This window comes from Leifsonia naganoensis, assembly GCF_013410615.1.
Classification (GTDB): domain Bacteria; phylum Actinomycetota; class Actinomycetes; order Actinomycetales; family Microbacteriaceae; genus Leifsonia; species Leifsonia aquatica.
In genome coordinates, this window is sequence record NZ_JACCHJ010000001.1 from 2,270,263 (window position 1) to 2,293,186 (window position 22,924).

Below are 22,924 nucleotides of genomic sequence, written 5' to 3' on the forward strand. Positions count from 1 at the left end.
CCGTGACCCCTCGCGTCGTCGCGCCGCCGGCGAGCCTGGGGATGGGGGTCAGCGTGTACCCGTCGGCGACGGCCATGGTGTGGCCGGGCGAGGGCCACCGCCACGAGGCGGTCGCCGTCCCGGGCGTGCGTCTCGCGCCGGGTGATGTGCTGGTGGAGGTGGAGCTCGCCACCGTGTGCGGCTCCGACGTGCACACCGTGCTCGGGCACCGTTCGGCGCCCACCCCGCTGGTGCTCGGCCATGAGCAGGTCGGCCGCGTCGTCGCGCTCGGCCGCGGCGGCGCCAAGACGACCGACGGTCACCGGGTGTCGCTCGGCGAGCGGGTCGTCTGGTCCGTCGCCGTGCCCTGCGGGCGGTGCGCGCGCTGCCGCCGCGGCCTCCCGCAGCGGTGTCTGAACCTGCAGAAGTACGGCCACGAGCGGATGCGCCGCGGCTGGGAGCTCTCGGGCGGCTTCGCCACGCACGCCCACATCCTCGACGGCACCCCGATCGTCCCGGTTCCGGACGACCTCCCCGCCGCCGTGCTCGCCCCCGCGTCGTGCTCGACGGCGACGGTCGCGGCCGCGCTCGAGGCGGCCTCCGAGATCGTGCCGCTGGACGGCGCCCTCGTCCTCATCGCCGGGGCCGGGATGCTCGGCCTCACCGCCACCGCCATGGCGACGGAGGCGGGCGCGCGCGTCGTCGTCAGCGACCCCGTCCCCGAGCGACGCCAGGCGGCCCTTGCGTTCGGCGCGGCCGCCATCGTCGATCCGCGCGCCTCCGCGGACTCGGCCACGGGGCTCGCGACGGCGCTCGGCAAGGCCGGTGGCCGTGCCGCGGCGCCGACGGTCGCCCTGGAGCTCTCCGGCACCGCCGCCGCAGTCCGCTCCCTCCTCGCGACGGTCGACGTCGGCGGCGTGCTGGTGCTCGTCGGCTCCGTCTTTCCCGGCCCCGACCTCGCCGTCTCGCCCGAGCAGCTCGTCCGCCGCCTCCTCACCATCCGCGGCGTGCACAACTACGCGCCGCGGCACCTGGAGCAGGCGGTCCGCTTCCTGGCCGACGGTGGCCGCCGCTACCCGTTCGCCGAGCAGGTGGGCGTCGTCTTCCCCTTGGAGGAGGTGGATGCGGCGCTCGCCGCGACCGGGCACCCGCGGGTGGGCGTGCGACCGTAACCTTTCCTGAGCGTTCTCACATGTTCGGTTCTCTAGGATCGAGCTCCCGAACCCCGTGAGGAACCCCCGTGATCGAGACCGTCGACCCGACCACCCGTCCCCGCACCACCGATTCCGAGGCGCAGCCGCCCGTGCCGCCGAGCCCGCCGTCGCCGTCGCTGCAGCACCGGCAGCCCGGGCCGGCGAGCCGCGCCATCGGCTCGCTGATCTTCTTCAGCCGCTGGCTGCAGGCTCCCCTCTACCTGGGGCTGATCGTCGCGCAGGCGATCTACGTCTGGGTGTTCATCGTCGAGCTGTGGCATCTCGCCGAAGACGTGATCGTCAGCGGCCACATCGACGAGGCCGCGGTGATGCTCGCCGTGCTCGGCCTCATCGATGTCGTGATGATCGCCAACCTCCTGATCATGGTGATCATCGGCGGCTACGAGACCTTCGTCTCCCGCGTCAACACCGACGGGCACCCCGACCAGCCCGAGTGGCTGTCGCACGTCAACGCCAACGTGCTCAAGGTCAAGCTCGCGATGGCGATCATCGGCATCTCGTCCATCCACCTGCTCAAGACGTTCATCGAGGTCGGCGACCTCGGGGCTCCGGGCGCCGAGAACGTGACCGGCGACACCTACACGTCCCAGGGCGTGTTCTGGCAGGTCCTCATCCACTGCGTCTTCATCCTCTCCGCCGTGGCGCTCGCCGCGATCGACCGGATGTCGAAGAAGTCCGACGCCGGCCACTGACGCCGTCGGTGCCGGGTGGCATCGTGGAGGCATGAGCGACGACCCCTTCGCGACCTTCTTCCGCCTGCTGGCCGAGGTGCCGGTGCCGCCCGACGCTGAGGCGCTGTACGGGAAAGACCCCGAAGGACGTCGCCGGGAGCGCAACCTGCGCCGCTACCTCGCGATGCCGCACGCCCCGGTGCTGCTGCTCGGCGAGGCTCCGGGATGGCGCGGGATGACGATCACCGGCGTCCCGTTCACGTCGGTGCGCGAGGTGGAGGCCGCGGTCACGCCCGAGCTCGCCGCGCTCGAACTGCCTCCCGAGCCGCAGGCGCCGTGGGAGGCGTCCAGCCGGGACGTGTGGGCGGCCTTCCGATCGTGGGAGGGGCCGCTCCCGCTCTCCTGGCCGGTCTACCCGCACCACCCGTTCGTACCGGGCGACCCGCACACGAACCGCACTCCGCGCCCCGCCGAGGTGCGCGCCGGCGCCCCGGTCGCGCTGGAGCTGATCCGCGCCCTCGGCGTGGAGACCGTCGTCGCCGTCGGTCGCAAAGCCCAGGGCGCGCTCGCGGTCGCCGGCGTCGACGCACCCGCCATCCGGCACCCCGCTCAGGGCGGCGCGCGCCAGTTCACCGAGCAGCTGCTGGCCGTGAATGCGGGCATGCGCGGCTGAGGGTTGACATCCGAATCCTTCACGACCTACTATTCCACGTGGAATAATCACAGCGGAACAATCGATCCGGAACAACACCCATGACACCAACCCCCCTCACCCCGCTCGCCGTGGCGGCGCTCGCGCTGCTCGCCGAGGGGCCGACGCATCCGTACGAGATGTACCAGACCCTCGTGCAGCGCTCGGAGGACCGGCTCGTCAAGGTACGCCCCGGCTCGCTCTACCACACGGTCGATCGGATGGCCGGCAACGGCCTCGTCCGGGCGACCGGCACCGAGCGCGAGGGCAACCGTCCCGAGCGCACCACCTACGAGATCACCGCCGAGGGCACGCAGGCCCTCCGCGAGCGGATCGCCGACATCATCGGCACACCCGTCAACGAGTATCCGGAGTTCCCGGTCGGGCTGGGGGAGTCCAACAATCTCTCCGCCGAGACCGTCGTCGCCCTACTGCGCCAGCGCGTCTCCCACATCCGCGAGGACATCGGGACACTCGACGAGGCGATCCGCAAGCTCGTGGACAAAGGCCTCCCCGCCCGGTACTGGATGGACGTGCGTTACCTGCGCGCGATGGCGGAGGCCGACGTGGCCACGCTCGAGGCCCTCATCGACGACCTCGTCTCGGGAGAGATCTCCTGGGACGACCAGAAGCAGCACTGAGAGAAAAGACACCATGGAAAAAGAACTGAAGCCGTGGCCCGCACTGTGGGCCCTGGTCATCGGGTTCTTCATGATCCTGATCGACACGACCATCGTGTCGGTCGCGAACCCGGCGATCATGAAGGGCCTCGACCTCGGCACCGACTACAACGCGGTCATCTGGGTGACCAGCGCCTACCTCCTCGCCTACGCCGTCCCCCTGCTCATCACTGGTCGCCTCGGTGACCGGTTCGGTCCGAAGAACCTCTACCTCGTCGGCCTCGTGATCTTCACGCTCGCCTCCGCCTGGTGCGGATTCTCCGGTGTGATGCCCGGTGGCGGCATCGGGATGCTCATCACCGCCCGTGTCGTGCAGGGTCTCGGCGCCGCGCTGATGACCCCGCAGACGATGGCCGTCATCACCCGCATCTTCCCGCCGGACCGCCGCGGTGCGGCGATGGGGCTGTGGGGCGCCGTCGCCGGTGTCGCCACCCTGATCGGCCCGCTGCTCGGCGGCGTGCTCGTCGACGGCCTCGGCTGGGAGTGGATCTTCTTCATCAACGTCCCGGTCGGCGTCGTCGCGTTCATCCTCGCGGCCCGCCTCGTGCCCAAGCTGCCGACGCACACCCACAGCTTCGACATCCTCGGCGTGATCCTCAGCGCGGTCGGCATGTTCCTGCTCGTCTTCGGCATCCAGGAGGGCGGCACCTACGACTGGGGGACCATCACCGGCCCGATCACCGTCTGGGGGCTCATCATCTCGGGCATCGTGGTCCTGATCGCGTTCGTGGTCTGGCAGGCGTTCAACAAGAAGGAGCCGCTGCTGCCGCTGGCGCTGTTCCGCGACCGCAACTTCTCGCTCTCGAACGCCGCGATCACGACCGTCGGCTTCGCCGTCACCTGCATGGCCCTGCCGCTCGTGTTCTACTTCCAGACCGTGCGGGCCCTCACCCCCACCCAGTCCGCCCTGATGCTCGCCCCGATGGCGATCTTCTCCGGCGTCCTGGCGCCGTTCGTGGGCAAGCTGATCGACCGGATCAACCCGCGCTACTTCGCGACGGTCGGCCTGCTGCTGTTCGCGGGCTCGCTGTTCTGGTACTCGCGTCTGCTGACCCCCGACGTCTCCATCTGGTGGCTGCTCGCGCCGAGCGCCTTGCTCGGTGTCGCGATGTCCGGTGTGTGGGGCCCGATCTCCACGACGGCCACCCGCAACCTCCCGATGAACCAGGCGGGGGCTGGCTCCGGCGTGTTCAACACCACCCGCCAGGTCGGAGCGGTGCTGGGCAGCGCCTCCATCGCCGCCCTCATCTCCAGCCGTCTCGCGGTCGACCTGCCGAAGGCTCCGGGCGGCGCGACGCCGACCGAGGCCTCGGCCGGGACCGAACTGCCGCAGTTCCTGCACGCCGGGTTCACCCAGGCGATGTCGGAGGCGCTGCTCCTGCCCGCGGCCGTCGCCCTTCTCGGTGCGCTGATCGTGGTGTGGTGGGCGAAGCCGAAGCCGCCGGCGTGGGGCCCGCGCGCGGATGCGGCTGCCGCTGCCGCCGCCGGCGCTCCCGCCGCTGCCGGCGCGGATGCTCCCTCGGGCGCTCCTGCCGCCGTCGGAGCGCACGGCTCGCACGCCGCCCCGGTCCCCGTCGACGCGGTGGTGCACGGGTCGCACGCCGCCGACGTCCCGCCCGCGACGGACCTGTCCGAGGGCGAGGAGCCGCCGCACGGCCTCCACGCCGCGCCCGTCACGGACTGACGCCCGGACGCTCCGCCAGCACGAAGCCCTCCCGCCGATCGGCGGGAGGGCTTCGTCGTGTTCGGGGCGCTTGCGCGGTGGATCGCGTCAGGCGCCCGTCAGCCGCTCCAGCAGTTCGCGGTAGCGGGCCGTCGTGCGCTCGACGATCTCGGCGGGCAGCTCGGGAGGCGTACCGGACTTGTCCCAGTTCGCCGCGAGCCAGTCGCGCACGATCTGCTTGTCGAAGCTGGCCATCCGCTCCTCGGCGGTCGGCGCGGTCGCGTAGACCTGCGCATCCCAGTACCGGCTGGAGTCGCTCGTCAGCACCTCGTCGGCCAGCGTGATCTCGCCGGTCGCGCGGTCGGCGCCGAACTCGAACTTGGTGTCGGCGATGATCACCCCGCGCTGCTCGGCGATGGCCGCGGCGCGCGAGTAGACCTGCAGGGAGAGGCGGCGCAGCTCGTCCGCGATCTCGGGGCCGACGAGCTCGATGGTGCGCTCGAAGCTGATGTTCTCGTCGTGCTCGCCGAGCGGCGCCTTCCACGCGGGGGTGTAGAGCGGCTCGGGCAGGCGGTCGCCGTTGCTCAGGCCGTCGGGCAGCGGGATGCCGCACACGCTGCGGCTCGCCTGGTACTCCGCCCAGCCGCTGCCGGTGAGGTAGCCGCGCACCACGCACTCGATCGGGAACATGTCGAGCGGCTTCACCAGCATCGCGCGCCCGGAGACCTCTGCCGGGATGCGCTCGACGGTCCGGTCGTCGGTGCCCTCGCGGCGCAGCTCGTGGTCAGGGACCAGGTGGTTGGGCACGTCGGCGAGCTGGTCGAACCACCACAGGCTGAGCGCGGTCAGCAGCTCGCCCTTGCCCGGGATGCCGGGGGAGAGCACGTGGTCGAACGCGCTCACGCGGTCGCTGGCGACGACCAGCACGGCGTCCGCGTCATCGAGACCGGTCGCGCCCTCGGGCACGTAGAGGTCTCGGACCTTGCCCGAATAGCTGTGGACCCATCCCGCCAGTTCGCTCACCCGTCCATCGTAGAGGCTGGCGTCAGGCCGACTTGCCGCCGTCCACAGGCAGGACGACGCCCGTCACATACGAGGCGGCGGGGGAGGCGAGCCACGCGACGGCGGCGGCGACCTCTTCGGCGCGACCCATCCGCCCGACGGGCATCTGCGCGCCGACGTGGGCGCGCGTCTCCGCGCTCTGCGCGAGGATCGGACCCGATTCGATGGGGCCCGGCGCCACGGCGTTGACGCGGATGCCGGCCCGGGCCTCGTCGAGGGCGGCCGTGCGGGTCAGCCCGACCACCGCGTGCTTGGCGGCGACGTACGCCGACATCCCGGGAGCCGCTGCCGTGCCGGCGCTCGAGGCGACATTGACGATCGCACGTGGCCCGTCGATGGCCCGGAGCGCCCGCAGCTCTGAGCGCATCGCCACGGCCACGCTGCGGAAGGTGACGGCGACGATCGCGTCGAACTCCGCCGGATCCTGGTCGGCGAGCGGCACGGGCCGGTGGCCGCGTCCGACGTTGTTGACGCAGACGCTGAACGCCCGCTCCCGCGCCAGCCGCTCGATCGCGTCGGTGAGGGCCGCGTCGTCCGTGGCATCCACCGGGATCGGCTCCCCGCAGTCGATCCCCTCGGCGCGCAGTGTGACGACCAGCTCGTCGAGTGCGATCGCGTCCCGGGCGACGGGCAGGATCGTGTGGCCGTCGGCCGCGAGCGCACGGCAGATCTCCCGGCCGATGAGGCCGTTCGCGCCGATGACGAGCGCGGCGCTCACGCTGCCGCCCCGTTCCGCTCGCGCACATCCCGGCGGTCCGTCGGGAACAGGAAGCCGGCGACGATGAGCCACGCGATCCCGCCGAAGCGGGCGATCGGCAGCAGGAACTGGAGGGGCTCGATCGCGAGCGAGAGGAAGGTCAGCTCCGCCAGCGCCGCGATCACGAGCCCCGCCCACGCCAGCCAGCGCGGCACCAGACGCAGGATGAGCGCGGGGACGGCCATCCCGGCGATGAGGAGACCGAGACCGGTGGCGTAGCCGACGCCGCCGGTGACGAACGCGGCGAAGGAGAACGTCAGGGCGAGCCGCGGGTCGGCGGTGAGCTCGGGGCGGGAGAGCAGGAAGGTGCTGAACGCCGAGATCATCAGGAGGATCGACGCCGTCAGGCCGCCTGCGAACCCGATCGACGGGCCGGGGACGCGCACGCCGAGCCGCTGGAGACGCGCGAAGGCGGTGGCCGCGAGGATGCCGAGCGGGACGGCCGAACCGAACTGGAGGAGCGCGACGACCCGGATGGCCACGGGATCCTGCTGAGCGTGAGCGGCGACGGCCGCGGCTCCCGCGTAGGGAGAGACGAACGCGTCCGGCCCTGCAGCGGCGAACCCGACGACGAGGGCGAGGAGGACGAGCGCAGCGTGCACGACGGCGAGGCCGCCCAGCGGCGGACCCCCGGGACGCCTCGTCGGGGATGAATCGTTCATGTTCGTAATCGTTACACAGTGTAATCGTTACGCGCAACAGCTATTCTGGTCGGGTGAGCCCTTCCTCCGACGCCGTGCCGCCACGCACCGCCTTCCTGCTGGCGCAGGTCGGCGCGTCCGCCGCCGACCGCTTCCAGGCCCGCGTCGCCGAGCTCGGACTCAGTGCACGGGAGGCTGGAGCGATCCGGATCATCGGCCAGCGGCCGGGGATCAGCCAGCGCGAGGTCGCCCACGCCCTCGGTGCGCCGCCGAGCCGGATCGTCGCCCTGCTCGACGAGCTCTCGTCGGGCGGACTGGTCGACCGCGAACGCAACGAGGCCGACCGCCGCAACAACGCGCTGTCCCTGACCGCCGAGGGGCGCGCGATGCTGGGCCGCCTGCGCGCCGTCGCCGAGGAGCACCAGACAGAGGTGCTCGCAGCGCTCGAACCGGAGGAGCGCGTCGCTCTCGCTGCGCTGCTCCAGAAGCTGTCCGCCGGAACGGGCCTCACGCCCGACGGTCACCCCGGATACCGGGGCTGACGCCGTGCGGGGGAGGCTCAGCCGAGCAGCTTCGCCTTCGCTGCGGCGAACTCGGTGTCGTCGAGCAGCCCCTGCGTGTGCATCGTCGCCAGCTGCTGCAGCTGCGCCATGAGGTCGTCGGCGGCGGAGGCGGGAGCCGCCACGGCCTGTTGCGGCTGCTGCTGGGCGACGGCCTGCTGAGCGGCCGCCTGCATCTGCGCCTGCTGCTGCTGGGCCTCGTACTGCTGCTGCTCGTAGCTGTCCTGCGCCTTCTGCTGCTGGCGGCGGGCCATGCCTCCGGAGACCGCGGTCGCGGTCCCGGCGACGACGGCGGTGCGCGCCGCGAGCCCGAGCAGTCCCGGGCGTCCCATTCGTCCGATGAACGGCATGGTGTCCTCCTCAGCCTTCCGCGCCCGCGGGCGCGCTTTCGTCGAAATCTCCCGCGACGATCGCATTGACCACCGGCGCGGGGATGCGTTCGGTGTGCACGACGGTGCCCCCGGCCGCGAAGAAGCGGCTGGCCAGTTCGGTCGCCCAGCGGTGCTCGATCACGAGCACGGCGCCGGCGCGACCCGGCTCGATGAGGTCGGCGATGTCGCTCACGTCGTCGTCGCCCGCGAGGCCGCTCGCCTCGAGCTGCACATCGGTCATCCCGATCTGGTCGCCGATCTCCTCCAGCTCCAGCAGCTCGACGCTCCCGTCGACGCTCCGCCGGATGATCAGCAGGTCGAGCAGCCGCACCGTGCCGCTCGCCACGAGGTCCAGGATGGCCTGGACGACCCCGGGTGAGGGCAGGTCGGTGTCGAACTGGGCGACGATGAACTCCGCGGGTCCGTACTCGAATTCGGCCACCGTGGTCCTCCTCCTGCGGCGGACGCCGCTCCTGGGGCCGACGCTACCCGTGCCCGGTGCGGCGAGGCAATGACCGACGTGGACGAGGTGGGGTCCCGTCGGCGATGCGCACGTTCACATCCTTAGACTGAGGACGGTCGAGGGACGCGGGACCCGCATCCCGGTGCGAAGGAGGACCACGTGGACGAATGGAACTGGGCCGGCAACCACCGCTACGCCGCGAGCCGCATCGCGACCCCGCGCAGCGTGGATGAGCTGCGCCAGCTGATCGCGGGCGCCCGCTCGGTGCGCGCGCTCGGCAGCCGCCACTCGTTCAACGACCTCGCCGACACGGACGACCTCCTCGTCAGCACCGCCGGCCTCCCGGGCGGTGTCCGGATCGACGCGGAGGCGCACACCGCGACCGTCGGAGGCGGTGTGCGCTACGGCGACCTCGCCCGTGAGCTGGAGGCCGCGGGCTGGGCCCTCCACAACCTCGCCTCGCTCCCGCACATCTCGGTGGCCGGCGCGATCGCGACCTCCACCCACGGCTCCGGCGACCGCAACGGGACGCTCGCGACCGCGGTGGCCGGGCTCCGCATCCTGCGCGCCGACGGCGAGGTGGTCGAGCTACGCCGCGGCGACGACGACTTCGACGGGGCGGTCGTGTCCCTCGGCGCGCTCGGCGTCGTGCTCGAGGTCACCCTCGACATCCGCCCGACGTTCACTGTGCGGCAGCGGCTCTTCGGCGGTGTGCCGTGGGAGGCGGTCACGGGCCGGTTCGACGAGGTCACGTCGGCGGCCTACAGCGTCTCGCTCTTCACCACCTGGGACGAGGATGCCGTGAGCCTCGGCTGGATCAAGGAGCTCGCCGACACCCCGACCCCGGTCGGCGACGACTTCTTCGGCGCCCCCGCGCTCACCGAGGCGCGGCACATGATCGCGACGATGGACGTGCGCAACACGACCGAGCAGCTCGGCGTGCCCGGACCGTGGAGCGAGCGGCTCGCGCACTTCCGGTTCGAGTTCACGCCGTCGAACGGCGAGGAGATCCAGTCCGAGTACCTCGTGCCGCGCGCCAACGCGGTGACGGCGATCAACGCGGTCCGCTCGCTCGCCCCGCTGATCGCGCCGCTGCTGCAGATCAGCGAGATCCGGACCGCGGCGGCGGACGACCTCTGGCTGTCGAGCGCCTACGGCACCGACGTGGTCGGCCTCCACTTCACCTGGTTCCGCGACCAGGAGGGTGTGGAGGCCGTGCTCCCGGTGCTCGAGGATGCGCTGCTCCCGCTCGGCGCCCGCCCGCACTGGGGCAAGCTCTACCTCGACCCGGCCGGCGTCGTCCCGACGCTCTACCCGCGCCTCGACGACTTCCGCGCCCTGACCGAGCGCTTCGACCCCGCGGGCCGCTTCCGCAACCCGTTCCTCACCCGCCTGCTCGGCTGAGCCGGCGGTAGATGCCGAGGCGGCGCAAAGTGCACGCTGAGGCGCCGAAGCGGCGGACCATCCGCCGCCTCGATGCTCAGGAGACGCGGGTCGCGATGTCGGTGCGGTACTGCGAGCCCTCGAGGTGGATGCGGCCGACGGCCTCGTAGGCGCGGTCGCGCGCCTCGGCGAAGCTCGTGCCGCGGGCGACGACCGAGAGCACCCGGCCGCCGGTCGCCACGAGGGCGCCCGACTCGTCGCGGGCCGTCGCGGCGTGCGCGATGGTGACCTCGGGAACCCCCGCGGCCTCCTCCAGCCCCGTGATCGGGCGGCCGGTCAGCGGTGCCTCCGGGTAGCCCTCGCTCGCGACCACGACGGTCACCGCCGTGTCGAGCGCGAACTCGGGGCGCGGCATCCCGGCGAGCGCGCCGGTCGCGGCCGCGAACAGCAGCGACGACAGCGGGGTGACGAGCCGCGGGAGCACGACCTGGGTCTCCGGGTCGCCGAAGCGGGCGTTGAACTCGATGACGCGGATGCCGCGCTCGGTCATGATGAGGCCGCAGTAGAGGAGGCCGATGAACGGCGTCTGCTCGGCGGCGAGCTGGCGCACGGTCGGCAGCGCGACGGTGTCGATGACCTCGTCGACGAACGTCTCCGGCAGCCACGGCAGCGGCGAGTACGCGCCCATGCCGCCGGTGTTGGGTCCGGCGTCGCCGTCGAGGAGGCGCTTGTAGTCCTGCGCCGGACTGAGGGGGAGGACGGTGTGGCCGTCGCTCACCAGGAAGAGGGAGACCTCCTGGCCGTCGAGGAACTCCTCGATCAGCACCCCGCCCTGGGTGAGGTAGTGCTCGGCGTGGGCGAGTGCGGCGGCGCGGTCCTCGGTGACGAGCACGCCCTTGCCCGCGGCCAGCCCGTCGGCCTTGATGACGTAGGGGGCGCCGAGATCGTCGAGGGCCTTCTCGACCTCGGCGAGGGTCCCGGCGCGCACGGCTCGGCCGGTGGGCACGCCCGCGGCCTCCATGACGCGCTTCGCGAAGGTCTTGGAACCCTCCAGCTGTGCGGCGGCCTTGCCCGGACCGAAGACGGGGATGCCACGGGTGCGCAGGGGATCGGCCACCCCGGCCACCAGCGGGGCCTCGGGACCGATGACGACGAGCTCGATGCCGTGCTCGATCGCGTACTCGGCGACGGCGGCACCGTCGAGCGGATCGAGCGCGGTGTCGACCGCGACGTCGGCCGCGATCCCCGCGTTGCCGGGGGCGGCGACGATCTCGTGACCCGCCTCCTCCGCGAGGAGCGCGGTGATGATGGCGTGCTCGCGGGCACCGGAACCGAGGACGAGAATCTTCACGCGACCATGCTAGAGGGCCGCGGTGAGTGCCCGCCGCCCCGGTGGGAGGATGGACGCATGGCCCGAGCGAAGATCCCCGACTCCGAAGGCGGCCCCGCGGTGCGCGCGGCGCTCGCCGACGGCGCGGACCGCAACACGACCGCGACCGCTGTGCGCTACCTCCTGCAGCTGCTGGCGGAGCGCGCGCCGGGCAACACCGTCGAGGTGCGCGTCCCGCCGTTCGGCGCGACCCAGTGCATCCCGGGCCCCCGCCACACCCGCGGCACCCCGCCCAACGTCATCGAGACCGACCCGAAGACCTGGCTCGCGCTCGCCTCCGGCGCTCTCTCCTGGGACGACGGCCTCGCCTCCGGCTCCGTGCACGCCTCCGGCCAGCGCGCCTCCCTCGACGGCCTGCTGCCCCTCCGCTACTGACGGGGGAGGGCCGCACCGGGGTGGGCGTCCACCCAGGCGGCGTAAGGGAGAATGGACGCATGACCGATAATCCGGAGGAGCAGGCGTCCGTCACCGAGGCGGAGGTGCGGGTGCACCGTTCGCCGCGCTACTTCCGGTTCATGCTCACCGGCGCCATCCTGTTCGCGATCGTCGCCCTGGTGCTGACCTTCGCCTTCCCGGAGAACCCGACGTACGACCGCGGCACGGTCTTCGGCTTCCTGCTCGCGATCTGCGTCGTCGTGGGCGTCGCCCTCGGAGCACTCATCGCGCTGCTGATCGACCGTGCGACCTCCCGGCGCGCGCGCAGCGTTCAGGCCGATAGAATCGACGTGCACATCCCCGCGGAGGAGCCCGGCGACGAGTTGCAGAGCGACGAGCCGAAGAGCGACCGGCCCGCGACCCCCGAGAGCTGAACATCACGACACACCTTGAGAAAGGGGTCCGCTGTGGCCGGAGGCGACGGTCTTCTCACCCACGATCTGCTGCCCGGTGAGAAAGGACCCCAGGACGCGTGCGGCGTCTTCGGCGTCTGGGCTCCCGGTGAAGAGGTCGCGAAACTCAGCTACTTCGGTCTCTACGCGCTGCAGCACCGCGGGCAGGAGTCGGCCGGCATCGCGACCAGCGACGGCGACAAGATCCTCATCTACAAAGACATGGGTCTCGTCTCGCAGGTCTTCAACGAGAACGCGCTCAACTCGCTGACCGGCCACATCGCCGTCGGCCACACACGCTACTCGACGACCGGCGCCTCCAGCTGGCAGAACGCGCAGCCGACCCTCGGCCGCACCGCGAGCGGGACCGTCGCGCTCGGCCACAACGGCAACCTGACCAACACCGCGCAGCTCATGCAGCTCGTGCACGAGCGGTACCCGGAGCTCGACGGCGAGCTGACCCGCGGCAACACGACCGACACCGCGGTCGTCACCGCGCTCCTCACCGGCGACCTCGACCACACGCTCGAGGCGACGGCCCTGGAGGTGCTCCCGCGTCTGCGCGGCGCCTTCTGCCTCGTCTTCATGGACGAGCACACCCTCTACGCCGCCCGCGACCCGCAGGGCGTTCGCCCGCTGGTGCTCGGCCGGCTCGAGCGCGGCTGGGTCGTCGCGTCCGAGACCGCGGCCCTCGACATCGTCGGTGCGAGCTTCGTGCGCGAGGTCGAGCCCGGCGAGCTGATCGCCGTCGACGAGAACGGCCTGCGCACCACCCGCTTCGCCCCCGAGAAGCGAGCCGGCTGCGTCTTCGAGTACGTCTACCTCGCGCGTCCCGACACGACCATCTCGGGTCGCGGTGTGCACGAGGCCCGCGTCGAGATGGGCCGTCAGCTGGCCCGCGAGCACGCCGTCGAAGCCGACCTGGTCATCCCGACCCCGGAGTCCGGCACCCCCGCGGCCATCGGCTACGCGCAGGCGTCCGGCATCCCGTTCGGCCAGGGCCTGGTCAAGAACTCGTACGTGGGCCGCACCTTCATCCAGCCCTCGCAGACCATCCGCCAGCGCGGCATCAAGCTCAAGCTGAACCCGCTCAAGGAGGTCATCAAGGGCAAGCGCCTCGTGGTGGTCGACGACTCGATCGTGCGCGGTAACACGCAGCGCGCGCTCGTCTCGATGCTGCGGGAGGCCGGAGCGGCCGAGGTGCACGTGCGCATCTCCAGCCCGCCCATCACCTGGCCGTGCTTCTACGGCATCGACTTCGCCTCGCGGGCCGAGCTCATCGCGACCGGCCTCGGGGTCGAGGAGGTGCGCCAGTCCATCGGCGCGGACAGCCTCGGCTACCTGTCGGAGGACGGCATGATCGGCGCCACAGAGCAGCCGCGCGAGCTGCTCTGCACGGCCTGCTTCACGGGCAAGTACCCGATCGAGCTGCCGGATGCGCACCACCTGGGCAAGAACCTCCTGGAGCGCCCGCAAGAGACCGTCGCCGACACCGACACCGGTGCGGATGCCGCGTCCGACGGCTGCGAGCCGGGACCGGACTCCGAGTACGAGCGCCTGCTCTCCTTCGGGGACCCGGGCCGCCAGGAGTAGTTCAGGGGGAGGGGCGGCCCCGTCGCCCGGTACGATTGGCGGGTGACCGAACCCACCGCATCCTCGTCCTCCTCCTACGCCGCCGCCGGCGTCGACACGGCCGCCGGGGACCGCGCGGTCGAGCTCATGAAGGCCGCCGTCGCCCGCACCCAGGGCCCCGAGGTCTTCGGGGGAGTGGGCGGCTTCGCCGGGCTCTTCGACGTCTCGTTCCTGAAGGACTTCCGCCGGCCGCTGCTGGCGACCTCCACCGACGGCGTCGGCACCAAGGTCGCCATCGCCCAGGCGATCGACAAGCACGACACCATCGGCCAGGACCTGGTCGGCATGGTCGTCGACGACATCATCGTGGTGGGCGCGCGCCCGCTGTTCATGACCGACTACATCGCCTGCGGCAAGGTCGTGCCCGAGCGCATCGCGGCGATCGTCGCCGGCATCGCGGGCGCCTGCGAGGCCACCGGCACCGCCCTCGTCGGCGGCGAGACCGCCGAGCACCCCGGTCTGCTCGGCCCGGACGACTACGACGTCGCAGGTGCCGCCGTCGGCGCGGTCGAGGCGGACGAGCTGCTCGGCGCCGAGCGCGTGCGCGACGGGGATGTCGTGCTCGCGATGGCCTCCTCCGGCCTGCACTCGAACGGCTACTCGCTGGTGCGCCACATCCTCGCGCAGCGCGGGATCGGCTTCACCGACCACTCCGACGACTTCGGCGGCCAGGTGGGCGAGGCCCTCCTGGAGCCGACCCGCCTCTACACCTCCCCGCTGCTGCGCGTGCTGCGGGAGCCGTCGCTGCGCGGTGCCGTGCACTCGCTCAGCCACGTGACCGGCGGCGGCATCGCGGCGAACCTCGCCCGCGTGCTCCCGGTCGGCTCGTGGGTCGAGGTGGAGCGCTCGACGTGGTCGCCGAGCCCGGTCTTCCGCATCCTGAGCGACCTCGCGGGCAGCACGCTCGAGTCGTCCGAGGGCACCTGGAACCTCGGCGTCGGGATGTTCGCCGTCGTCGCACCGGAGGCCGCCGACGCGGTCGCCGCGGCGATCACGGCCGACGGCATCCCGACCTGGCCGGTGGGCACCGTCTCGACCTCGGCCCGCGACCTCGCCGGGTTCGAGCAGGGTGCGAAGGGCGTCGACGGCGGCGCGGTGCGCCTGACCGGCACGTACGCCGGATAGGCGTGGCCCAGCGGGCTGTATGAACCTTGTCTGAACGACTCCGGAACTAGCTGAACGTTCTCTCAGACTGTCCTTAGGCTGGCGGCGCTGCGCTCGCAGCACGTGGCCGCGCCTCCCCGCGCGCCACCCACCCGACCGCCCGAAGGACCTCCCCAGGATGAGATCTCCCGCGCTCTCACGCGCCCTCACGAAGTCGAAGACCCGAACGGTCCTGGCCGCAGCGGGGGTGGCCGCCGTCGTGGGCGCGGCCACCTTCGCGGGCGGCCTGGCCTTCGCCGCCGGCGGGCTCAACCCGCCCGCCGAGAACCCCGCCGTCGTCTACGCGCCGAGCGCCATCCCGGACCGCGTCATCCTCACGCCGAGCTCGACCCCGGCCGTCACGCAGAACGTCTCGTGGCGCACGGCCAAGGGAGTGGCGGCCAAGGTGCAGCTCTCGCCCCTGACGAAGGGCCCGGTCACCCCCACCGGCACCGTCGACGCGACCACCACCGTGCAGTTCTCGACCGACCTCGGCTACGACATCGCGTACCACACGGCCACGCTGACCGGCCTCGCGCCGGCCACCGGCTACCTGTACCGCGTGGGCGACGGCGACACCTGGAGCGAGTGGTTCGAGTTCCAGACCGCCGCGGACGGCGCGCAGGACTTCTCCTTCCTCATCCAGGGCGACGCGCAGAACGACATCAAGGCGTACGCCTCCCGCACGTTCCGCGCCGCGTTCGAGGCACGTCCCTACGCCAAGGCCGTCGTGCACCTCGGCGACCTCATCGACACCGATGTGGCAGACGCCGAGTGGGGCGGCTGGAACGAGGCCGCCGGGTTCCAGAACGGCTACCTCAACGTGCTCGCCGCCCCCGGCAACCACGAGTACTACCCGGGCCCGCAGCTGACCAAGTACTGGGGCGCGCAGTTCGAATATCCGCGCAACGGACCGACCGGCTCGACGGAGGTCGCGAGCTATTTCGACGAGAACACCTACTACGTCGACTACCAGGGCGTCCGCTTCGTCTCGCTGAACGCCAACGCCGCTCCCGGTGCGCTGCTCGACGCGGAGACCGCCTGGCTCGACCAGGTGCTCGCGAACAACCCGAACCAGTGGACGGTCGCGTACATGCACCAGCCGCTCTTCTCGGTGACCTCGGGACGCGACAACAAGCTCGAGCGCGACGCTTGGCTGCCGCTGTTCGAGAAGTACGACACCGACCTCGTGCTCGCGGGCCACGACCACGCCTACGGCCGCGGCAACCTGTTCGCGAACGAGAAGGACCTGCCTGCAGGAGCGACCGCGAAGACCAGCCAGACCGGGCCGGTCTACATGGTGACGGTCGCCGGGCCCAAGGCGTACATCCCGGACCCGCTCGAGTCGAACAACTGGATCACGAACGGCGCCAACCTGCGCAGCATGACCCACGACGCGCAGATGTACCAGACGGTCGACGTGACCGACGGTGAGATGCACGTCGAGAGCCACCTGGTGACCGGCGAGCTGTACGACGGCTTCACCATCACGAAGAAGGCCGGCGCCAAGCTGGTGACCGACGACACGACCGCACGAACGGCCGGCCCAGGATCGGATCGCGCCGCGTACTCCGCGCCGCAGCTGCCGATCCCGGCGACGCCCGGTGCGACGCCGCAGCCGACCTCGACGCCGGAGCCGACGTCGACGCCGGAGCCGACGTCGACGCCGGAGCCGACGTCCACGCCCGAGCCGACGAGCACGCCCGAGCCGACGAGCACGCCCGAGCCGACGTCCACCCCGACGCCGACCTCCACGCCCACCGGCCAGCCCACGCCGCAGCCGACCCCGTCGGCCAGCCCCTCGACCCCCGAGCTCTCCGCGACCGGTGTGGCCGCCGGCGGCACGGTGCAGATCAAGGGAGGCGGCTTCGCGGCGAACGAGGACCTCGAGGTCACCCTGCACAGCGACCCCGTCACCCTCGGCAACTTCTCTGCGGAGGCCGACGGCAGCTACGTCGCGACCCTCCGCATCCCGGCCGACACCACGCCGGGCGCCCACCGCATCGAGGTGCGCGGCCTGGAGTCGGGCGCCGTCGTCAGCGTGCCGCTCACGGTCCTCGCCGCCGGATCGCCGAGCACGGGGGTCCGCGACCTCGCGGCCACCGGCTCGAACGCCCTCGCGATCGGCATCCCGCTGGCGCTCGGGGGTGCCGCACTCCTCGCCGGCGGCGTCATCGTGGTGCTCCGCGCCCGCCGCAAGCAGGACGGAGCCGAGGCCTGATGACCGCCATCCCCACCCTCCCGAGTACACCTGACCCGAAAGGCCGTCACACGATGACGAACTCGTCGCGGCGCCGCCGCACGAAGCCGAGACTGCTCGGCGCGCTCGCCACGGTCGCGGTGGCCTGCGGACTGCTCGCCCCCGTCGCCGGGGTCGCGCAGACCGCATCCGCCGCCACCATCCCGGCCGCACAGCAGTACGTCCCCACCCGGGTGCCCGACCGTGTCGTGCTCACCCCGGCCGCCGACGCCTCCACCGCCCAGTCGGTGACCTGGCGCACCTCCACCGCCGTCACCTCCGGGCAGGCGCGGGCGGAGATCCGCGTGGCGATCTCGGAGGCGTACCGCACCGACGTCACCACCGTGCCGGCCGCCGAGAACGAGACCATCGACTCGGGCTTCGGCTACCAGACCAGCTACCACACGGTCCGCTTCACCGGCCTGTCGCCGCAGACGACGTACCAGTACCGTGTCGGCGACGGCACGACCTGGAGCGAGTGGCAGCACTTCTCGACCGCCGCGAAGACCGCCGAGCCGTTCTCGTTCATCTACCTCGGCGACGTGCAGAACGGCATCAAGTCCGACGCCTCCCGCGTCATCCGCAACGCGTTCCGCGACAGGCCCGACGCCAAGATGGTGCTGCAGGCGGGCGACCTGATCGACTCGGCGAACGACGACTCCCAGTGGGGCGAGGTCTTCCAGGCGGCCGGGTACCAGTTCGGCGAGCAGAACTTCCTCGCCGCGGCGGGCAACCACGAGTACGAGGGTGACACGCTCTCCCGTCAGTGGCAGGCGCAGTTCGACTACCCGGCCAATGGCCCGAAGGATGCCGCCACGGCCTCCGTCCTCGACGGCACCGTGCACTACAACGACTACCAGGGCGTCCGGTTCGTCTCGCTGAACAGCAACATCACCGAGTCGAAGGCGCTCGCCGTGCAGACGGCGTGGCTCGAGTCGGTCCTGAAGGACAACCCCAACAAGTGGACCGTGGTGTACTTCCACCACCCCGTCTACTCGCTCGACGAAGGCCGCAACAACACGGCCATCCGTCAGGCGTGGGTGCCGCTCTTCGAGAAGTACGACGTCGACCTCGTGCTGCAGGGCCACGACCACAACTACGGTCGCGGCAACAGCAACGCCGCCGAGAAGGACCTCCCGGCCGGCTGGAACAGCGAGCTGAACTATGACGGCCCCGTGTACGCGGTCTCCGTCGTCGGCAGCAAGATGTACTCCAACGCCGGACCGCGGCTGTGGACGTCGAACGACGCCCACCTGCGCAAGCTCAAGGGCGACACCGAGCTCTACCAGCTGGTCGACGTCGCGGGGGACAAGCTGCGCTACGAGGCCCGCACGGCCGACGGCCAGTACTACGACGGCCTCACCATCGTGAAGAACGATGCGGGCAAGGCCGTGACCGACGACAGCAAGCCGGACAAGATCGACGGCAACACATCGCCGTGCCTCGGCTGCACGCCCAACCCCGACCCGGGTGGAACCGATCCCGGCACCGAGAACCCGGACCAGACCGTCGACTACCGCGTCGTCAAGCAGCTCTCGAGCGTGAACACGTCGAACGCGCAGCTGCCCGCGGGCTCTGCCTACTCGCAGTCGAAGAAGCGGCTGTACCTGGGCGACCAGAACAGCCGCAGCATCTTCGAGCTGGACCCGGACACCGACACCGTGACGCGCTCGATGACCCTGCCCGAGAACATCCGGGATCTGGGCATCGACGACACGAACCAGCTCCTCTACGTGGGCCAGCAGAACCGCAACTGGGTCGTCGTCTCGATCGCGGACGCGACCTTCGGCCAGATCGTCCGCGGTCCGTACACGTTCATCGAGTCGAACCGCTCGATCGACGTGGACCCGGCCGCCGGTCTCGTCTACGGCGCCATCCCCTCCCGTGGGGTGGAGGTGCTCGACGCGAAGACGGGCGCCTCGCTCGGCGTCATCAACGGGACGGCGGACGCGTACTACGTCGCCGCCGATCCGAAGACCGGCATCATCACGACGGCGTACTTCCGCGACGCGGACGGCGCCGTGAACATCGCTGCGTTCGACCCGAAGAAGGACTACGCCCAGGTGTGGGAGAAGGTCACCCGGCCGAACGCCCGCCAGCTCGACATCGATTCGGCGCACGGCCTGGTCTACGTCGGGTACACCGGCACGGCGGCGGGCAGCGGCGGTTTCTCGGTCCACGACATCGCGACCGGCAAGCAGCTCGGCGACTTCGCCGACCCGGGCTTCGGTAAAGACGGCTACGGCATCTCGGTGGACGAGGAGCGGCAGCGCGTGTTCGTCTCCAACCGCGACTTCCGACTCAACCCGCCGGGGTCGGAGTCCAGCGCGGTCGCCGTCACGGTCAGCGAGCGCGTGCTCGACGACACGTTCGAGTACACCCCGGTCGGCTCCGTCGTGTCAGTGAACAAGTCGAACGCGCAGCTCCCCGCGGGCTCTGCCTACTCGCAGTCGAAGAAGCGCCTGTATGTGGGCGACCAGAACAGCCGCGCGATCTTCGAGGTCGATCCCGACACGGACGCGGTCACCCGCTCCATGACGCTGCCGGAGAACATCCGCGACCTCGGTATCGACGACGCGAAGCAGCTCCTGTACGTCGGGCAGCAGAACCGCAACTGGGTCGTCGTGTCCATCGCGGACGCGACCTTCGGCCAGATCGTCCGCGGGCCGTACACGTTCATCGAGTCGAACCGCTCGATCGATGTGGACCCGGCCAACGACCTGGTCTACGGGGCGGTCCCCTCGCGGGGCGTCGAGGTCTTCCAGGCCAGCACGGGTGTCTCGCTCGGCGTCATCAACGGGACGGTCGACTCCTACTACGTCGCCGCCGACCCGAAGACCGGCATCATCACCACGGCGTACTTCGAGGACGCGGACGGCGCGATCAACATCGCGGCATTCGACCCGAAGAAGGACTACGCGCAGGTATGGGAGAAGGTCACCCGGCCGAACGCCCGCCAACTCGACATCGACTCCACCCACGGCCTCGTCTACGTCGGGTACACCGGCACGGCCGCAGGCACGGGCGGGTTCTCGGTGCACCGCATCGCCACGGGCGAGAAGGTGGCGGACCTGGCCGACCCGGCCTTCGGCAAGGACGGCTACGGCATCTCGGTGGACGAGGAGCGCCAGCGCGTCTTCGTCTCCAACCGCGACTTCCGACTCAACCCGCCGGGATCGGAGTCCAGTGCGGTGGCCGTGACCATCAGCCAGCGCAACGGCGTCGCCCCCACGAACCCGGGGACCGACCCCGGCACGGACCCGGGCACCCCCTCCACGCCGCCGGCCGGCACCGCCTACACGCCGACCGCGCTGAAGGCGGTCCCGTCCGCGACGGACAACGCCGACCTCGACGTGAAGCCGGTCGGCTCGGTCGTCGACGCGGTGTCGGGTCACCTGTTCGTCGGCAACGAGATGCGCCCGGCACGGGTGCTGGAGATCGACCCGGCGACGGACAAGCTGGTCGCCACGCACGCCATCCCGGGCGGCGACGGCGAGGGTGTCCGGGACGTCGCGATCGACAGCGCGAAGGGCGAGCTCTACGTCGCCTACGGCGCGGTCTGGGCGGTGCTCGACCTGAAGACCGACACGGTCGAGCGCGGGCCCTTCGCCTTCGCGGCGAACGTGCGCGGGATGGATGTCGACCTCGCCACCGGACGCGTCTTCGGCGCGACCCGGCAGACCGGCTTCCAGGTGATGGACGCGAACACCGGGGCGGCCATCACGACCGTCGACACCGCGGCCGCCGCGAACTGGACGTCGCACGGCATCGCCGTCGACACCGTCGCAAACCGGCTATACGTGACGAACGACAACGCCGCGGGCACGGAAGGAGTGCGCGTCTACGACGCCACGACCTACGCGCTGCTGCAGACGCTCGCCGTCGCGAAGCCGGACTACCGCGCCATCGCGGTGGACCCGGCCGCCGGCCGCCTCTACATCGGTCACTCGACCGACACGTTCGAGGCGAGCGGCGTGCGCGTCCTGAAGGCCGCCGATCTCACCGAGATCGCGAACTTCACCGCCCACGCCTACGGCAACAAGGTCTACGGCGTCTCGGTCGACTCCGCGAAGGGCGTCGTGTACGTCTCGGCGCGCGACCGCTACCCGACCGCGATCATCGCCCTCCAGCGGGCGGCGAAGTAGCGGACGCGCCTCCACCACAGGACGCCCGTCTCCCGGCCCTCGCGGCCCGGGAGGCGGGCGTTCTGCTGCGGGGTCCGCGCAGACGTGCCCTGTTCTGGTCGGAGCGGGGCACGGCCGTCTCTGGATAGAGTGACGGGGTGACCCGCCTGTCTGCCCACCTTCGCGTGGCGAGCGCGGCGGGCATGGCGGCGGTGGCTGCATTGCTCGGCGCGGCACCGGCGGCGCTCGCCCAGCCCGATCCGGGTTCTCCCTCCAGCGGGACCGTCACCCCGCTCATCGACTGCGTCCAGGATGCTCCGCTCGGCGCCGTCACGGCGCGCACGGTCGTGCTGGGCTACCGCTCGACCGCCGCCGAGCCGGTGACGGTGCCCGCGGGCGGCGGCGACAACGAGCTGACCTCCGGTGCCGCGGACCGCGGCCAACCGAACACGTTCCTCCCGGGCGAGCACCACGGCGTCGCCCTGCTGACCCTCGATGCGCAGGCGGAGCCGGCCCTCGGCTGGCGGGTGCAGGGCGCGGTCGCCGCGATCGACGCGTCGGCACCGGCCTGCACTGACGCGACCGTCGTGACGCTGAATGCTCCGACGAGCCCCGAGGCCGGCCGGCCCTTCGTCACGACCGCTGCCGTCTCGCGGCTCCTGCTGGGCGCCGCCGACGGCGGATCGGTGGGCTTCTCGATCGATGGCGGCGCCGAGACGGTCGTCGCGGTCGCGGGAGGCTCCGCGCGCGTCGAGCTCATGACCCCCGCCGCCGGCACCCACACCCTGGTCGCCCGTTACCTCCCCGCCGACGGCTCCGGACTGAAGCCGGCGACGGCCTCCACCCTCCTGACGACCGTCGTCGCGAGCGGGCCGCTCTCGGTCGCCGCCAACAGCGTCGTCGCGGGCAGCACCTCGGCCGTCGTCGTGGTGACGCGCGCCACGGCGAACGGCGAGGCGACCGTCGACTACACGACCGCCGACGGGACCGCACGCGCCGGCGCCGACTACACCGCGACCTCCGGGACCGTCGTGCTCGCCGACGGGGTGCGCGAGGCGAAGGTCCGCATCCCTCTGGCAGCGCGGGCGGTCGGCTCGCCGTCCGCGACGTTCTTCGTGCTCCTGCAGCGGGCGTCCACGTCGGTCGGAGCCGCCTCGGCGACGGTCCTGCTCCCGGCCGTGGCGACGCCGACCGCTGCCGTGGCGGCCGGACCGAACGATTCCGCGACCGCCTCGCTCGCCGTCGCGGGTTCGCACGACGCGGACGGACCCGCATCGGCACTCCCCGTCGCCGACCCGACCGCACGGCCCGGCGGCACGACCGGACAGGACCTGCTGCTCCTGATCGTCGGCGCCATCCTCTCCGTCGGCGGGATCGCGGGAGTGGTGAGCGTCCTGCGCGGCGTGACCCTCAAGAACGCCGACGCCTGACGGC

General features: G+C 71.7%; 20 protein-coding genes. 14 read left to right on the forward strand and 6 right to left on the reverse strand.

Going from position 1 to position 22,924, the window contains the following annotated elements:
- The first annotated feature begins 2 nt into the window (after positions 1-2).
- The 5 genes from HNR14_RS11025 to HNR14_RS11045 all read left to right on the forward strand — a co-directional run bounded on the left by HNR14_RS11025 (position 3) and on the right by HNR14_RS11045 (position 4,919).
- Positions 3-1,151: an alcohol dehydrogenase catalytic domain-containing protein gene (locus tag HNR14_RS11025; protein ID WP_343064464.1), complete on the forward strand. Its 1,149-nt coding sequence runs from the start codon at positions 3-5 to the stop codon at positions 1,149-1,151.
- Between the two features lie 68 nt (positions 1,152-1,219).
- Complete coding sequence (locus HNR14_RS11030) at positions 1,220-1,885, forward strand: TIGR00645 family protein (protein WP_313544133.1); 666 nt, start codon at positions 1,220-1,222, stop codon at positions 1,883-1,885.
- Between the two features lie 31 nt (positions 1,886-1,916).
- Entirely contained in the window at positions 1,917-2,537 is a 621-nt protein-coding gene (locus HNR14_RS11035; RefSeq protein ID WP_179701079.1) for a uracil-DNA glycosylase, read from the forward strand.
- 80 nt (positions 2,538-2,617) lie between these two features.
- Positions 2,618-3,196: a PadR family transcriptional regulator gene (locus HNR14_RS11040; protein ID WP_179701080.1), complete on the forward strand. Its 579-nt coding sequence runs from the start codon at positions 2,618-2,620 to the stop codon at positions 3,194-3,196.
- Positions 3,197-3,209: 13 nt separating this feature from the next.
- A complete protein-coding gene (locus HNR14_RS11045) occupies positions 3,210-4,919 on the forward strand; it encodes a DHA2 family efflux MFS transporter permease subunit (RefSeq protein WP_179701081.1) in 1,710 nt (569 codons plus the stop codon).
- Between the two features lie 87 nt (positions 4,920-5,006).
- On the opposite strand, the gene HNR14_RS11050 is transcribed toward HNR14_RS11045, so the two are convergent.
- Genes HNR14_RS11050 through HNR14_RS11060 form a run of 3 tightly spaced genes read right to left on the reverse strand, consistent with a single transcriptional unit; the run spans position 5,007 to position 7,379 of the window.
- The gene (locus tag HNR14_RS11050; RefSeq protein ID WP_179701082.1) at positions 5,007-5,921 is read right to left on the reverse strand and encodes a phosphoribosylaminoimidazolesuccinocarboxamide synthase; all 915 of its coding nucleotides are present in this window, start codon (positions 5,919-5,921) and stop codon (positions 5,007-5,009) included.
- Between the two features lie 22 nt (positions 5,922-5,943).
- A complete protein-coding gene (locus tag HNR14_RS11055) occupies positions 5,944-6,678 on the reverse strand; it encodes an SDR family oxidoreductase (RefSeq protein WP_179701083.1) in 735 nt (244 codons plus the stop codon).
- A complete protein-coding gene (locus tag HNR14_RS11060; protein WP_179701084.1) occupies positions 6,675-7,379 on the reverse strand; it encodes a hypothetical protein in 705 nt (234 codons plus the stop codon). The genes HNR14_RS11055 and HNR14_RS11060 overlap by 4 nt, the downstream gene beginning before the upstream one ends.
- Positions 7,380-7,432: 53 nt before the next feature.
- Between HNR14_RS11060 and HNR14_RS11065 the strand changes: the two genes are divergently transcribed.
- Positions 7,433-7,900, forward strand: coding sequence for a MarR family transcriptional regulator (locus HNR14_RS11065; RefSeq protein ID WP_179701085.1), 468 nt, complete (start codon positions 7,433-7,435; stop codon positions 7,898-7,900).
- Between the two features lie 17 nt (positions 7,901-7,917).
- Here the strand turns inward: HNR14_RS11065 and HNR14_RS11070 are convergent, their stop codons facing one another.
- Together HNR14_RS11070 and HNR14_RS11075 are read right to left on the reverse strand one after the other, a co-directional pair.
- The gene (locus tag HNR14_RS11070) at positions 7,918-8,250 is read right to left on the reverse strand and encodes an SHOCT domain-containing protein (RefSeq protein ID WP_218875533.1); all 333 of its coding nucleotides are present in this window, start codon (positions 8,248-8,250) and stop codon (positions 7,918-7,920) included.
- Between the two features lie 28 nt (positions 8,251-8,278).
- A complete protein-coding gene (locus HNR14_RS11075; protein ID WP_021764802.1) occupies positions 8,279-8,731 on the reverse strand; it encodes a DUF6325 family protein in 453 nt (150 codons plus the stop codon).
- Between the two features lie 180 nt (positions 8,732-8,911).
- Between HNR14_RS11075 and HNR14_RS11080 the strand changes: the two genes are divergently transcribed.
- Positions 8,912-10,156 (forward strand): FAD-binding protein, encoded by a 1,245-nt coding sequence (locus HNR14_RS11080; RefSeq protein WP_179701087.1) that lies wholly within the window; start codon positions 8,912-8,914, stop codon positions 10,154-10,156.
- Between the two features lie 76 nt (positions 10,157-10,232).
- Here the strand turns inward: HNR14_RS11080 and purD are convergent, their stop codons facing one another.
- Positions 10,233-11,486 (reverse strand): phosphoribosylamine--glycine ligase, encoded by a 1,254-nt coding sequence (gene purD, locus HNR14_RS11085; RefSeq protein WP_179701088.1) that lies wholly within the window; start codon positions 11,484-11,486, stop codon positions 10,233-10,235.
- A gap of 57 nt (positions 11,487-11,543) precedes the next feature.
- Between purD and HNR14_RS11090 the strand changes: the two genes are divergently transcribed.
- The 7 genes from HNR14_RS11090 to HNR14_RS11120 all read left to right on the forward strand — a co-directional run bounded on the left by HNR14_RS11090 (position 11,544) and on the right by HNR14_RS11120 (position 22,920).
- Positions 11,544-11,900: a sterol carrier family protein gene (locus tag HNR14_RS11090; protein ID WP_179701089.1), complete on the forward strand. Its 357-nt coding sequence runs from the start codon at positions 11,544-11,546 to the stop codon at positions 11,898-11,900.
- A gap of 59 nt (positions 11,901-11,959) precedes the next feature.
- Positions 11,960-12,334: a hypothetical protein gene (locus HNR14_RS11095; protein WP_179701090.1), complete on the forward strand. Its 375-nt coding sequence runs from the start codon at positions 11,960-11,962 to the stop codon at positions 12,332-12,334.
- Between the two features lie 33 nt (positions 12,335-12,367).
- Positions 12,368-13,945 carry an amidophosphoribosyltransferase gene (purF, locus tag HNR14_RS11100; RefSeq protein WP_021763721.1) on the forward strand — a complete coding sequence of 526 codons (1,578 nt, stop codon included), beginning with the start codon at positions 12,368-12,370 and terminating at the stop codon, positions 13,943-13,945.
- Between the two features lie 42 nt (positions 13,946-13,987).
- Positions 13,988-15,109, forward strand: a complete 1,122-nt coding sequence (gene purM / locus HNR14_RS11105) for a phosphoribosylformylglycinamidine cyclo-ligase (protein ID WP_179701091.1) — start codon at positions 13,988-13,990, stop codon at positions 15,107-15,109.
- A 157-nt stretch (positions 15,110-15,266) separates the two neighbouring features.
- Positions 15,267-17,348: a purple acid phosphatase family protein gene (locus HNR14_RS11110; RefSeq protein ID WP_179701092.1), complete on the forward strand. Its 2,082-nt coding sequence runs from the start codon at positions 15,267-15,269 to the stop codon at positions 17,346-17,348.
- Positions 17,348-21,511, forward strand: coding sequence for a metallophosphoesterase (locus tag HNR14_RS11115; protein WP_179701093.1), 4,164 nt, complete (start codon positions 17,348-17,350; stop codon positions 21,509-21,511). The genes HNR14_RS11110 and HNR14_RS11115 overlap by 1 nt, the downstream gene beginning before the upstream one ends.
- A 137-nt stretch (positions 21,512-21,648) precedes the next feature.
- Positions 21,649-22,920: a Calx-beta domain-containing protein gene (locus tag HNR14_RS11120; RefSeq protein WP_179701094.1), complete on the forward strand. Its 1,272-nt coding sequence runs from the start codon at positions 21,649-21,651 to the stop codon at positions 22,918-22,920.
- The last annotated feature ends 4 nt before the right edge of the window (positions 22,921-22,924 follow it).

Excerpts from the sequence above, each read along its gene's own strand:
- HNR14_RS11035 (WP_179701079.1), top strand. The coding sequence starts at position 1,917 with ATGAGCGACGACCCCTTCGCGACCTTCTTCCGCCTGCTGGCCGAGGTG.
- HNR14_RS11040 (WP_179701080.1), top strand. The coding sequence starts at position 2,618 with ATGACACCAACCCCCCTCACCCCGCTCGCCGTGGCGGCGCTCGCGCTG.
- HNR14_RS11045 (WP_179701081.1), top strand. The coding sequence starts at position 3,210 with ATGGAAAAAGAACTGAAGCCGTGGCCCGCACTGTGGGCCCTGGTCATC.
- HNR14_RS11060 (WP_179701084.1), bottom strand. The coding sequence starts at position 7,379 with ATGAACGATTCATCCCCGACGAGGCGTCCCGGGGGTCCGCCGCTGGGC.
- HNR14_RS11070 (WP_218875533.1), bottom strand. The coding sequence starts at position 8,250 with ATGGGACGCCCGGGACTGCTCGGGCTCGCGGCGCGCACCGCCGTCGTC.
- HNR14_RS11090 (WP_179701089.1), top strand. The coding sequence starts at position 11,544 with ATGGCCCGAGCGAAGATCCCCGACTCCGAAGGCGGCCCCGCGGTGCGC.
- HNR14_RS11095 (WP_179701090.1), top strand. The coding sequence starts at position 11,960 with ATGACCGATAATCCGGAGGAGCAGGCGTCCGTCACCGAGGCGGAGGTG.
- HNR14_RS11110 (WP_179701092.1), top strand. The coding sequence starts at position 15,267 with ATGAGATCTCCCGCGCTCTCACGCGCCCTCACGAAGTCGAAGACCCGA.
- HNR14_RS11115 (WP_179701093.1), top strand. The coding sequence starts at position 17,348 with ATGACCGCCATCCCCACCCTCCCGAGTACACCTGACCCGAAAGGCCGT.